Below are 12,924 nucleotides of genomic sequence, written 5' to 3'. Positions count from 1 at the left end.
GCGAGCATACTCATAATGATTGCAGTTATAGCAACTGGCTAACGCTACCTCAACTATTACTACTTAACAATGTACATACCTTCACTGGCAGGCCGACTGTATTTAAAACCAAATTTAAGATACAAAGCGGGCACATCGGCCATCAAGGTGATGTACGCCCCTTTAGGAGCTTGTTGATCGAGATAATCCATAATTGACTGCATGATTTTTCGCCCTAAACCTTGCCCTTGGAATTGCGGGTCGACCGCGATATCAACCACCTCAAAATTAAGTGCACCATCACCAACGACACGGCCCATCGCAACCACCTGATTGTCCTGCACGATATGCACACCATATAAACTGCGCGGCAAGCCTTTTTCCGCTGCCGACCTAGGACGTGGGGTTAACCCCGTGATCTGCCGTAGCCGTACAAAGTCATCAACACCAACCACCTGCTCAATCAATTGCTGCATAGTTGCGCTTTCAACTCCTGCCACTCTTTGGCCAATAAGGCATAACCATACTCACTGCCCCATTGCCCTTTAAAGAAAATATTCTCATGCCAATGTGCCTCTCGCCTAAATCCGACACTAGCTAATAGTCGCCATGATGGCTGATTATCGCAATCTGTTATGGCAGAGACTCGATGCTTACCCAGAGACTCAAACAACCAGGTTAAGCAACCTATAAGCGCTTCTTTTGCAAAACCTTGGCCTTGAAAGGCTGGCGCTAGCGTAAAGCCAATTTCTATTTGATGTTCATCGACAAAATGCACAGCTAAATCACCAATTAACTGTTCTGAGTCTTTCGCGATGATTGCCAACTGATACCAGTTACCCAACTGGGCGAACGGAGTTTGCTGCATCTGCTCAAACAGTGCCTGGCCGTCTGCTAGGGTATAGTTGTGCCAACTTTGATATCTTGCCACCTCAGGATCTTGCCGATAGCGCACAAACCCAGCGATATCATCAGCTTGAAACTGGCGAACATACACACGGTGGCAAGCAAATAATACGGTCATCAATTCAGCCTTCACTGTGGTAATAATGGCCTGTCGGCATGCCAGCAAACAACGGCATGACCGCCGCCATCTGCTCCTTAGGGTAAGCGGCCAACGAATCTTGATGCGCCTGTTTGGACTGCCAATGCTCTATCACCATAAACTTATCACTCGACTCATCGTCAGTTAACACCTGATAACCTAAATTGCCCGCTGATTGACTAATGTGATCTGATAACGACAGTAAAAATTGATACAGCGCTGCTGACTGGCCTGCAGCCGCTTGGAAGTGTCCGACACGAACAATCATGATTAAGGCTCCCTATACAGATAAAGTGATCAGGTTACACCCAATTTGACCTAAATATCCAATGCCTGTGTAAGCCATATCGCACGTCGATGTGAGTATTATCAGAATAGTAGGAAACAGTGTTTGCGCTTAACACCTATCTAATTGAATAAAAACAACAAATCACCAGTAGATATTTAGTTTACCTTGGTTTAATACTTAAGTGCTACATCTTGATGTTATGGCATCGAATTACAATGATCGCAGTCAAAAGTAGTATGCCTAAGGGAAAGGGATTTTATGATTAACATGGACGAGTTATTTGACATCGCCGATGGACCAGAACAACGTTTAGCGCGCTATCAAGCTTGTTTGCAAGAGTTTGAACGGCTGAATCACGAAGACAATTACGTCAAACAGATACGCCAAGAGATTCAATACTTACAGCGCGCTATCAAAAGCGACTAGACACAAAAAAGGCTGTCATTTGACAGCCTTTTCTTTATTGCAGCGTTATTTACATATCTGCTTCTTTCAGCGGTTTACGCAACTGGGCACGCACATTATCCATGCCTGAGTAAAACTCTTTCATCATCAATAGGCCCATCATTTTGCCGTTATCGGTGACAATGAGGTTATCGGGATCTTTAGGATCGTTTTTGATGGCACCAATGGCTTTCATGGAGGTCATCTCTTTAAACAAAGCAAAATCTAAGTTAACCCCAAATGTTTCGCGGAAATATTTACGCGACAAACGACCAGAGAACATACCCAACAAGAAACGGTACTGCATGACATCTTTCTTGCTATATTGCTTCTGTTGTTCCACACCCATGCGACCCGCAGCAATGTTCTCTTGATACTTACGCAGTGAGAAATTATTCACATACAAAGTATCATCTAGAAAACTGAACGAGCCCGAACCCACACCCAAGTACTCATCATAATCAATAACGTACTCATCAAAGCCTTCATTGTTGGCTTTACCAAATGCCCAAGAAGATAACTGGTTATATTGGCCATTGAGGCTATTGAGAATTTGACGATACTGGCGCGCCATATCACCATGAGGGGCAGCAAGCTTGCCTTTGACACTTTTACGTGTCTGGTGAGTAATCATCAAAGGATAAGTGGTGATTTGACGAGGATCGAGTTTCGACGCCATATCTAAATCGTGTTGAATCACTTCATCGGTTTGGCCGCGGAAACCAAATATCAAGTCAACGTTGATAATTGGAAACAGCTCTTTAGCTGCCATAATTTTATCGAAGGTTTCTTGCCCAGAACCAAACTTTTCGATGCGGTCAGTCATGGTCAAAATGTCATCGTTGAAGCTCTGTACACCGATCGACATACGATCAACCAGCCCCTTTAGCTGCTTAAAGCCTGGGCTATCAAGATGCTGCGGATCTGACTCGCAAGACACCTCTTTAATACCAGGGAACAAGGTTTTAGCATGTTCAATGGTGCGGGCTAGCTCATCTTCTAAAACGGTTGTGGTACCACCACCGATATACATAGACTCAAAATCGTAGCCGAGCGTCTTAACCATATCCATCTCTTTACGTAGTGAGATGAAATAAGCGCGAGCCTTGTCTTCTTTAAATAGAAAACGATGAAAAGTACAGAAAGAGCACAAGGTATGACAAAAGGGCACATGGGCATACAGCATGTACTTCTTACCCTCAACGGGCTTAGGCATCATCGAGGCTGACTGAGTATCGAGTCTTAGGTTTCTATCAACGTAAAACTGCATTACTCGTTCCATCGAGCTGAGCATCCAGTTCGGCACGGTAATATCTGCCTGATAAGGCGTAACTATTTCTGTGCTAGCTGATTGAATAATTGATGACATATTAATTCCTGACTAAAACAACTTTCCGTGACGGAACGACACACTTGTGAGGGACACATCCTATATGCGGAACACAAAAGTATCACTTAAGTTATAGATAAAACGTGAACTGGTTATAAATTACGACACCTAACATGAGTTTCAATCAATATTTGTTAAGCAAGTCATGTTTTAGCAAAAATCGATGTAATAAGCCAATTATAGTGGCAGTTAGTGACACCAGTATTTAATTAGTACCGTTAATCATTGAGTTACATTATAAACTCACGTAGCTTAATAGCAGCTGTCAGCCTGACAGATATTTAATGAATAAGGAAGTTAGCCGTGGTTAAATGGATTCTCGCACTAGTGCTAATAGTGAACGTCATTGTTGCAGGTTGGGGTTACGTGCAATGGCAATCATTGCAATCACAGGATCAGCAGCTGCAACAGCAACTCGATTCCCTGAGCTCCCAAATTGCTGATTCTGGCAGTATTATCCCCCGACACTCTGTAGGCTATTTCAATTTGTCAGCATGCCCTCAAGGCTGGCAGCCATTCAGCGCGGGAGCGGGTCGTTTCACCATTGCAACCAATCATGGCGATAATGAGCTGGCCGCCCATAACATAGGCCAAACGGGTGGTGCAGAAAAACATAAGCTCACCACATCCGAGATGCCACGCCACACCCATGTCTACTATGATTGGTATTTTCTTGATATGGGCAATGAACCAGAGTTTTCCACAGGTGAAGGCGATGATATTGGTATGCGTAAGAATAAAGCACGCCGCTCAGAGCCCAGTGGAGAAAGTGTCCCCCACAACAATATGCCGCCCTATATTGCGCTGACTCAGTGCATTAAAACTTAATGGCCTAATGAGCTTGCTTGTAAAAGTATTGGCCAGGAGTTAGGTGGTCACTAACACAGTTAAAACCAGCGCGGTCTAGGAAAGCGAAGTATTGGTGGCCATCTGTTTCAGTAAGGACTGTTTAATTACCATGGCACTTAAACGCTGCTCGGTTTTAGACAGCAGGCCAAAAAACACTAGCACCACGACAGCTCCGGCAAAGTAGCTAAGCAAACCGCCATGCTGAACTAACGCAGTAAACCCTATCGCCACCAATATGCCACCCACAAGATAACTCAATAGGCTAATCAGTATCCGCAATGTTTTGGTGCGCTGGCGAGCTTGGTTAATCAAGGCAAACGTCGTAGCACTGCTTACCTGATTAAGCTGCGGAAACCGGTTCACTAACCATTGGGTATAGGCCATGTCAGTCCTTAGATAAAATACTTAGCCAACAGGCTACGGGGTCAAAATAAGCGTTAGTGCTTATATCAACCCCGTAGTATGAACAAGCCATGTTACGGTTACATGACAGTTCAAAGCACAAAGAGCAAATACTGCAACTAACAGCAACTATGGGGGTTGGCACAGGCAGATGGTGCAGATAAACACAAAGTTCCCGCTGCAAGCTGCTTGACCGCCTCAGCCAATAGCGCCAACGATTTACCAATATTGTCTTGTGACGTAGCGATATTCATCCGCAAAAAATTATAGTCTTGCATACCAAACCAGCTACCTGGGGTGAGGCCCATTTTGGCATGTTCAAATAGCAGTTGGTTTAACTGTGCCTCCTCTAAGCTTAGACCCGAGAAATCAAACCAAACCTGATACGTGCCTTGTGGGCGGAACATTTTGACTTGGGGCAAATGTGTCTCAATATAGTCACTCATCCAATCTAGCGTTTGTTGTAGATAGTCCAACAGCCCATCTAGCCATTCACCACCTTTTTCGTAAGCCGTGATAGTGGCAAAGGTACTCAGGGCATTACCATGGTCTAAATACATCGCGCCAATGTTGGCCTTAATCGCCGCATGTAGCGTTTCATTGGCAGTATAAATGTAGCCATTAGCAATGCTGTGCATCCCAAATGTTTTGGCTGGCGAGCCAAGCAAAGTAATCATATTGTCATAATCAAAACTCGCCATGCTCGTGAACTTATGCCCTGAATAGATAATATCCGCATGAATTTCATCGCTAATAATCATCACATTGTGGCGCTTAGCGATAGCAATCAATTCAGTCAATTCAGCTGCGCGCCACACTCGCCCAGTGGGGTTATGAGGATTACACACAATCATTGCTTTGACGCGATTTTGCTTAATTTGTTGCTCAACGTCAGTAAAATCAATTAAATACTGCTCACCGTCATTGTGCAGCTCACTTCTTACCACCTTGCGCTGCGCCTTAGTAATCAAATTGGCAAACTGATGATAAGCCGGTGTGTGGATCAATACCGCATCCCCCTCTTGGGTAAACTGGCGCAATAAAATCGCCAGTGCAGACAATACACCTGGGGCTTGTACAAATTTATCGGTCGATAGCTTAAGTTGATGGCGCTGCTGATACCAATTGGCTATCGCAGTAAACACACCACTTTCATTGAACTCATAAGCGTAAACACCCCGCGCGGTTAAGCCGTTGAGTGTTTCGGTGATTGGTGCAGCAACTTGAAAGTCCATATCTGCAACCCAGTATGGAAATACCTCGGTGCTGCCATATATGCTTTGCAGCATCTCAGGCTTATGTTTGATAAAACGATTTTCTGCGGTAACAGGTTTGCTGCTAAAAGTAGACATAGGTCTCTCCATCAAATTAATCGCTCAACATTAATGAGCTTAACCTAATGAATGACGAACCAGAGGAGAAATAGATGCACGAAATTGTAAAAGTTTCGCAAAAACTAGCGAGTTGACCGCCTCAATTTATACCAATCAGTATAAGAATTTGATCTACTCAGCGCGCTTTTGGCAAACTAATTCAAGGCGAATAACTGAAACAATGGTTGCTCCCTTGTGAGGTTACTCAACGCAGAAGTAGGTAGCCAAAAACGCGCCAGAATGGCGAGTTTTAGCGATTTTGATGCTGTGTTAACGAGCTTAACCGTAGAATAACTATGCTCTTCACTCGTTGCCTTGCCTCAGAACCGCTAAACTCTCGCTGAGTGACTAAATGTTTATACTGATTGGTATTACATCACGTCGTGCTACTCAGCCTCATTGTGATCTAACTTGCCTTTGTTGCATTCACTACATAGTATCTGCAAATTATCGATATCTAATTCTAGTAAAGGATACTTCGAGCGCGGTTTAATATGATCCACTTCCAAGCGCACGCCATCATTGGCCGTTGCACCACAGTCGCGACACTTCTTATCGTACCGTATCAACGCCTGCCGCCGAAGGTGTCGCCAAGCTTGGGTATGATAAAAACTAGTGGTTTTAGGTGGCGTGAATGGTACCTGCTCAACACATTCAAATGTACTCGGATCGTGACCAGGACCAATGAGCACCACAGAGACAACTTGGTCTGACTGTATGGTTTGAAACCATTTGTAAATCGCCCGAAGCGCGCCCTGCTCCGTTTTATATTTTTTACGCTTTACGCCATCGCGAGTCTCATAACTAACAGAAAATATCATTGTCACCTCAATGCTAGAACACTCACTTTAGCGATTACAGCCAAAAAAATACCCTGTCAGTAACCTAACAGGGTATGGTGTTGCAACTCAAATCTAGCCGAGTTTAGTCTTTGTACTTTAATGTACCGTTTTCTTTGATTTCATCGAACCATAGGTTGTGATGCTGGCTCGCCCAGTTCTCATCACAGTAACCTGAAACCATACATTCCATACCACCTTCAGACATAACCGTTGCCATGAAGATATGTACGATTGAGAAAGCCGTAATAATGATGGCACTCACAGAGTGCAGTATCAGTGCAATTAGGCTTAAGGTACGGCTTGGTTCAAACAAGTTAGGGAACAACAGCAACATACCAGACGCTGAAATCACTAGACCAAATACCGCAAATGCCCAGAACCACAGTTTCTCACCGGCATTGGCAAAACCTGCATCAGGGTGCTTACCTTTAAATGGACCAAAGTTGATGTAACCACCAACGACCATCATCCACTTTAAATCGTACAGTTTAGGTAACTGGTTTTTCGCCCAGAGTACGGTCATCAATGCCCAACCAATCATGAACGGGATCGCCATGATGTCATGCACTTGCTTAGCACCGTAGACTAGCGCTGCCCAAAACCCTTCGCCAATGTATGGCTGGAAGAAAAAGCGACCGGCTAATAGCGTCAGACCTGTCAATATCAATAGTAGGCACGGAATCGCGCCCAGCCAGTGAATCGACACGTCAAACTTAGACCAGCGATACACCATCTTGCCAGAGAAGCCGCCATGCAGCTTGGAGATACCATTCACTTTAATGAACAGTACAAAGATGATGATCATACCAAACAGCGCCGCCATCAAAGCCGGTGCCAATAAATCACTGCGCAACTCAAGCACGCGTAGATCGTAGGTATTGATGGGTTGATTATGGAACTGACCGTGAGAGGTCGTTTCTCCCGTCGCTCCTGCTTTTAACTGTGCCCAAACTTGGCCTTCAGTCGCAGCATGAGTGTGATCAGTGGCGTCGTCATGGGCCATTGAAACGGGTGCAAATACCGTTGCCACGACTAACGCGAGAATCACGCTAAAACGTTTGAACAAATTGTTCATGTCACATCCTCTTAGGCCACAACATACATCAGTATGTTGTGGCTTTGGTGTCATACTAAATTGGGCTTAGCCCCAGATAGCATTTTTTGAACCACGGTATGCAACACGCTCACGGAAGATTGAAGAAACAACTTCAGCATCACCCGCTAGCAGTGCCTTAGTCGCACACAACTCAGCACACATTGGCAACTTACCTTCCGCTAGGCGGTTAGCACCGTACTTTTGACGTTCCGCATCAGAGTGGTTTTCTTCTGGGCCACCGGCGCAGAAAGTACACTTATCCATCTTGCCGCGGCTACCAAATGCACCCTGTTTAGGGAACTGAGGTGCGCCAAATGGGCAAGCATAGAGGCAGTAACCACAACCGATACAAGTATCTTTGTTGTGTAGCGTTAGGCCGTCTTCGGTTTTGTAGAAACAGTTCGCTGGGCAAACCGCTTCACAAGGTGCATCAGTACAGTGCATACATGCCACTGAGATAGACGCTTCACCTGGTTGACCGTCGTTAATCGTCACAACGCGACGACGTTGAATACCCCACTCTAACGCAGAGTCGTTTTCGTTTTTACAGGCAGTGACACAACCATTACATTCGATGCAGCGCTTGGTATCACATAAAAATTTCATTGTAGCCATAATGGCAATTCTCCTAGCTAATTCTGCGCTTACGCTTTAGTGATCTGACATAGCGATGCTTTAGTTTCTTGCATCTGTGTCACTGGGTCATAACCGTAAGTCAGTGCAGTGTTAGCTGATTCACCGATAACGTATGGAACCGTACCTTCTGGGTAGTTAGCCGCTAAGCTTTCGCCATGCATTTCACCCGCAAAGTGATAAGGCATCCAAGTCACACCCGGTTTAACCCGTGGCGTTACCATGGCCTTAATCTTGATACGTCCACCTTCAGCACCCTCTAGCCATACAGTATCGCCATCGCGAATCGCACGGTCAGCGGCATCGGCTGGGTTAATTTCAACAAACATTTCTTGTTGAAGCTCAGCTAGCCATGGGTTAGAACGTGATTCTTCACCACCACCTTCATACTCAACCAGACGACCAGAAGTCAGACCCAGTGGGTACTTGTCTGTGTTGTCGTTTTGCTGAATAGACTTGTACAGCGTTGGTAGACGGTGTACTTGCATATCATCATAAGTTGGGTACTTAGCCACAAGGTCACGACGAGGCGTATATAACGGCTCACGGTGAACAGGCACTTGGTCAGGGAAAGTCCAAACAATACAACGCGCTTTGGCGTTACCAAATGGAATACAACCGTGCTTCATCGCCACACGTTGGATACCACCTGACAAATCGGTCTTCCAGTTTTTACCTTCTGCTTCCGCTTTTTCTTCTGCAGTTAGGTCATCCCACCAGCCTAGTTGCTTAAGCAGTTTGTCAGAGAACTCTGGGTAACCGTCTTGGATTTCGCTGCCTTTAGAGAAGCTGCCTTCAGCCAATAGGTTCTTACCGTTGTACTCAACACCATAACGGGCACGGAAGTTACCACCACCTTCTAACACGTGTTTGTGCGTGTTATACAGAATTTGGGTACCTGGGTGCTTCTGCTCTGGTGTACCCCAACATGGCCAAGGTAGACCATAGGTTTCACCTTTCGCTGGACCGCCTTGTGCTTCCAGTGTCTTATTGCTAAATGTACCCCAGTTTTGGGTGTGCATTTTCAAACGCTCTGGGCTTTGGCCAGACATACCGATAGTCCACATACCGCGGTTAATTTCGCGAGTAATGTCTTCAATCACTAATAGGTCTTTCGCGTCTTTAGCAATACGCTTAGTGTATTCTTTGTCGAAACCAAGCTTTTGCGATAGGCGATACATGATCTCTAAGTCAGTCTTAGATTCAAATAGTGGCTCAACCACTTTTTCACGCCATTGTTGGCTACGACCTGAGTTAGAGACTGAACCTTCAGTTTCAAACTGGGTACAAGCTGGTAGTAAATAAACACCGTTTTGACGACGATGCATCACACCCGCCATTGTTGGGAATGGATCGACAACAACCACTGTGTCCATCTTGTCGAGTGCATCACGCACATCATTCTGACGAGACTCAGTGTTGACTGATTGACCCCAGAAGAAGCCCATACGAACACGGTCTTTTTGGGCCAATTTTTCAGGTGTCTCAAGTACACCATCATGCCAACGAGAACAAGGAATACCAGGGGTATTCATTGGAATGCGACCTAGATATTCGTTTTGGTCAAAGCGATTTTTAACCCAATCGAAATCAAGGTCCCAAACGTGAGACCAGTGCTTCCAAGAGCCTGTTTTTAGGCCGTAGTAACCAGGTAGAGTGTCAAACAATAGACCTAAGTCAGTTGCGCCCTGTACGTTATCGTGGCCACGGAAGATGTTAGTACCACCACCTTGCTTACCCATGTTACCCAGTGCTAATTGCAGTAAGCAGTATGCACGAGTATTGGCGTTACCGACGTGATGCTGAGTACCACCCATACACCAAACAACCGTACCTGGACGGTTTTCAGCCATCAGCTTAGCGGCTTGGTAAACTTCCTCTTCACTACAACCAGTGATATCTGCCACTTCTTTTGGTGGGAACTTCTTGGCTTCTTTACGAATTTCATCCATCGCGAATACACGCTGTTCGATGAAAGTCTTGTCTTCCCAACCATTTTCAAAGATGTGCCAAAGCATACCGTAGATAAATGGAATATCAGTACCAGGACGCAGACCACAATGCAGGTCAGCATGGGCAGCTGTGCGAGAGAAACGTGGGTCAACAACGATAATTTTGGCGTTGTTCTTTTCCTTCGCAATTAAGATGTGCTGCATCGCTACTGGGTGAGCTTCAGCTGGGTTTGAACCGATAAAGAAAATCGCATTCGCGTTTTGAATATCGTTGAAAGAGTTAGTTTGCGCACCGTAACCCCAAGTGTTAGCAACACCGGCTACCGTGGTAGAGTGACAAATACGTGCTGAGTGGTCGACGTTGTTGGTGCCCCACATAGCCGCAAACTTACGGTACATGTAGCAACCTTCGTTTGAGAACTTAGCACTACCCATAAAGTAAACTGAATCTGGACCAGACTCTTTGCGGATATCTAGCATCTTGTCGCCAACTTCGTTAAAAGCTTGCTCCCAAGAGAGTTTCTTCCACTTGCCATCAACCAGCTTCATTGGGTACTTAAGACGCTTTTCACCGTGGCCATGTTCACGCAGCGCAGCACCTTTAGCACAGTGGCCGCCAGCATTGAATGGGTGATCAAACGCAGGCTCTTGACCTGTCCACACACCGTTTTGTACTTCAGCGTATAAACCACAACCTACCGCACATGCACTACAAACAGTACGCTTGATTTCGATTGGTGCATCATGTGGAATGTCTTTGGCTTCTGCACGACGCATCATGCCAGTACCAAGAAGAGATGCAGCAGCAATACCACCAGAGGTGATACCAGCATGCTTCATGAATTGACGACGGCTAATGCCTAAAGTTTTCTTTTCTACTTTAGGTGCCTGATTAGATTTGCGAGTTAATTGCATCGCTCAAATTCTCCTAAACTAGCTACGCAAGCTGTTGTAATAACTGCGGATATGAGCAGTTTCGTGGTAGCCATCAGCATGCTTAGATGCTGCATTTTTCTCAGTTGCCTGTGCAGTGCTAATACCGGTTGCAGCAAGTGCTACACCAGCGCTGCCGCCTACAGTAAGGGCTTTCAGCAGTGATCTACGATTTAGATCTGGCTGTTGCTTCTTCATCATTACTCCTGACGAGTGGTAAAACTCTAATTGTCGGAACGTTAATCCACCGCAGACACACGTGTTACTAACTTGTTGTTTAACCGCGTGCTTTTGGTTGGTTTTGTTTATTTATTAAAAACATCCAATAAAATGCCGTTGCAATATAGAGAAGTTTTAACCTGCAAAAGTTGATCTAAATCCATTTAGGTGGGCGCGAGCGTGCGATGGATCATGAAATTGTTAACCAAGTCATGTTTCTTAAAGTAAAAGGTCAAAAACTTCACCTTGGTTTAATTTTCATTTCAGAGAAAAGTTGTAACAGTTTTGTGTTGCCTAAATCGTTGAATTAAGTGATTTAATGCAGTTGAGAATTATTCGTAATATCTAGAAGGGAGTGCGCTGAGAGCGTAAAAAGGTGATTGCAGCCTATAAAAAAACACCCTAACGCAGCGCATTAGGGTGTTTTCATTTTCGGTAAAATAAAGCCGTAGCGACTACGCTTGGTCTTTATATTTCAAGGTACCGTTTTCTTTAATTTCATCAAACCAAAGGTTATGGTGCTGAGTCGCCCAGGTTTCATCACAGTAGCCAGAAACCATACACTCCATGCCACCTTCAGACATTACCGTCGCCATAAAGATATGTACGATAGAGAATGCGGTAATGATGATTGCACTCACAGAGTGAAGTATCAGTGCAATCAGGCTTAAGGTACGGCTAGGTTCGAACAAGTTCGGGAAAAGTAACAGCATACCCGAAGCTGAAATCACTAGACCAAATGCCGCAAACGCCCAGAACCACAATTTCTCACCCGCATTGGCAAAGCCAGCATCAGGGTGCTTACCTTTAAATGGACCGAAGTTGATGTAACCACCGACTACCATCATCCACTTTAAATCGTACAGTTTAGGTAACTGGTTTTTCGCCCACAGTACGGTCATCAGTGCCCAACCAATCATGAACGGAATCGCCATGACATCGTGCACTTGTTTCGCACCATAAACCATCGACGACCACATGCCTTCACCAATGTATGGTTGGAAGAAATAGCGTCCTGATAGCAACACCAATCCGGTTAGAATCAGCAGCAAACAAGGAATCGCACCCAACCAGTGAATTGACACATCAAACTTCGACCAGCGATACACCATCTTGCCAGAGAAGCCACCATGTAACTTCGAAATACCATTAATCTTAATGAATACCACGAAGATGATGATCATCCCAAATAGCGCTAACATCAGGCCTGGAGCCAACCAGTCACTACGTACATCTAGCAGACGCAAGTCATAAGTGTTGATCGGTTGATTATGGAACTGACCGTGAGAGGTAGTCTCACCCGTTGCACCGGCTTTAAGCTGTGACCAGATCTGACCTTCAGTTTCAGCTGCTGGTGCTGATTGAGCAAAACTCACTGCACTAAATGCAGTCGTTAATGCCACAATCAAAACCAAGCCTAACTGTTTAAACCATCTGTTCATGTTACATCCTCAATAATCACAGCATGCCATGCATGC

14 protein-coding genes are annotated in these 12,924 nt (G+C 45.2%); 2 read left to right on the top strand and 12 right to left on the bottom strand.

Annotation, left to right across the window (positions count from 1 at the left end):
- Positions 1-59 precede the first annotated feature (59 nt).
- The 3 genes from FLM48_RS00885 to FLM48_RS00875 are packed head-to-tail and all read right to left on the bottom strand — an operon-like array spanning position 60 to position 1,292.
- Positions 60-455, bottom strand: coding sequence for a GNAT family N-acetyltransferase (locus tag FLM48_RS00885; protein WP_028772839.1), 396 nt, complete (start codon positions 453-455; stop codon positions 60-62).
- Positions 443-1,003, bottom strand: coding sequence for a GNAT family N-acetyltransferase (locus FLM48_RS00880; RefSeq protein ID WP_179022893.1), 561 nt, complete (start codon positions 1,001-1,003; stop codon positions 443-445). The genes FLM48_RS00885 and FLM48_RS00880 overlap by 13 nt, the downstream gene beginning before the upstream one ends.
- Positions 1,004-1,007: 4 nt before the next feature.
- Positions 1,008-1,292, bottom strand: coding sequence for a putative quinol monooxygenase (locus FLM48_RS00875; protein WP_179022891.1), 285 nt, complete (start codon positions 1,290-1,292; stop codon positions 1,008-1,010).
- 288 nt (positions 1,293-1,580) lie between these two features.
- On the opposite strand from FLM48_RS00875, the gene FLM48_RS00870 reads away from it, so the two are divergent.
- A complete protein-coding gene (locus FLM48_RS00870) occupies positions 1,581-1,739 on the top strand; it encodes a hypothetical protein (protein WP_157577497.1) in 159 nt (52 codons plus the stop codon).
- A gap of 49 nt (positions 1,740-1,788) precedes the next feature.
- Here FLM48_RS00870 and FLM48_RS00865 read toward each other — a convergent pair whose 3' ends face one another.
- Entirely contained in the window at positions 1,789-3,126 is a 1,338-nt protein-coding gene (locus FLM48_RS00865; protein WP_179022889.1) for a coproporphyrinogen III oxidase family protein, read from the bottom strand.
- Between the two features lie 324 nt (positions 3,127-3,450).
- Here FLM48_RS00865 and FLM48_RS00860 point away from each other — a divergent pair, with 324 nt between their 5' ends.
- Positions 3,451-3,975 carry a hypothetical protein gene (locus FLM48_RS00860; protein WP_179022887.1) on the top strand — a complete coding sequence of 175 codons (525 nt, stop codon included), beginning with the start codon at positions 3,451-3,453 and terminating at the stop codon, positions 3,973-3,975.
- A 75-nt stretch (positions 3,976-4,050) separates the two neighbouring features.
- On the opposite strand, the gene FLM48_RS00855 is transcribed toward FLM48_RS00860, so the two are convergent.
- The 8 genes from FLM48_RS00855 to FLM48_RS00820 all read right to left on the bottom strand — a co-directional run bounded on the left by FLM48_RS00855 (position 4,051) and on the right by FLM48_RS00820 (position 12,888).
- Positions 4,051-4,380: a hypothetical protein gene (locus FLM48_RS00855; protein WP_179022885.1), complete on the bottom strand. Its 330-nt coding sequence runs from the start codon at positions 4,378-4,380 to the stop codon at positions 4,051-4,053.
- Positions 4,381-4,517: 137 nt separating this feature from the next.
- The gene (locus FLM48_RS00850) at positions 4,518-5,750 is read right to left on the bottom strand and encodes a MalY/PatB family protein (RefSeq protein WP_179022884.1); all 1,233 of its coding nucleotides are present in this window, start codon (positions 5,748-5,750) and stop codon (positions 4,518-4,520) included.
- A gap of 407 nt (positions 5,751-6,157) precedes the next feature.
- On the bottom strand, positions 6,158-6,592 hold the full coding sequence (locus FLM48_RS00845; RefSeq protein ID WP_179022882.1) for an HNH endonuclease: 435 nt from the start codon (positions 6,590-6,592) through the stop codon (positions 6,158-6,160).
- Between the two features lie 103 nt (positions 6,593-6,695).
- The gene (locus FLM48_RS00840) at positions 6,696-7,688 is read right to left on the bottom strand and encodes a formate dehydrogenase subunit gamma (RefSeq protein ID WP_179022880.1); all 993 of its coding nucleotides are present in this window, start codon (positions 7,686-7,688) and stop codon (positions 6,696-6,698) included.
- 66 nt (positions 7,689-7,754) lie between these two features.
- A complete protein-coding gene (fdh3B, locus tag FLM48_RS00835) occupies positions 7,755-8,324 on the bottom strand; it encodes a formate dehydrogenase FDH3 subunit beta (protein WP_028772832.1) in 570 nt (189 codons plus the stop codon).
- Between the two features lie 29 nt (positions 8,325-8,353).
- Positions 8,354-11,209, bottom strand: a complete 2,856-nt coding sequence (locus tag FLM48_RS00830; RefSeq protein WP_028772831.1) for a molybdopterin-dependent oxidoreductase — start codon at positions 11,207-11,209, stop codon at positions 8,354-8,356.
- An 18-nt stretch (positions 11,210-11,227) separates the two neighbouring features.
- A complete protein-coding gene (locus FLM48_RS00825; protein WP_028772830.1) occupies positions 11,228-11,425 on the bottom strand; it encodes a twin-arginine translocation signal domain-containing protein in 198 nt (65 codons plus the stop codon).
- A gap of 476 nt (positions 11,426-11,901) precedes the next feature.
- Positions 11,902-12,888, bottom strand: coding sequence for a formate dehydrogenase subunit gamma (locus tag FLM48_RS00820; RefSeq protein WP_179022878.1), 987 nt, complete (start codon positions 12,886-12,888; stop codon positions 11,902-11,904).
- Positions 12,889-12,924 lie beyond the last annotated feature (36 nt).

This window comes from Shewanella sp. Scap07 (assembly GCF_013394145.1).
Classification (GTDB): domain Bacteria; phylum Pseudomonadota; class Gammaproteobacteria; order Enterobacterales; family Shewanellaceae; genus Shewanella; species Shewanella waksmanii.
This window is presented reverse-complemented; position numbering and strand designations above follow the sequence as displayed.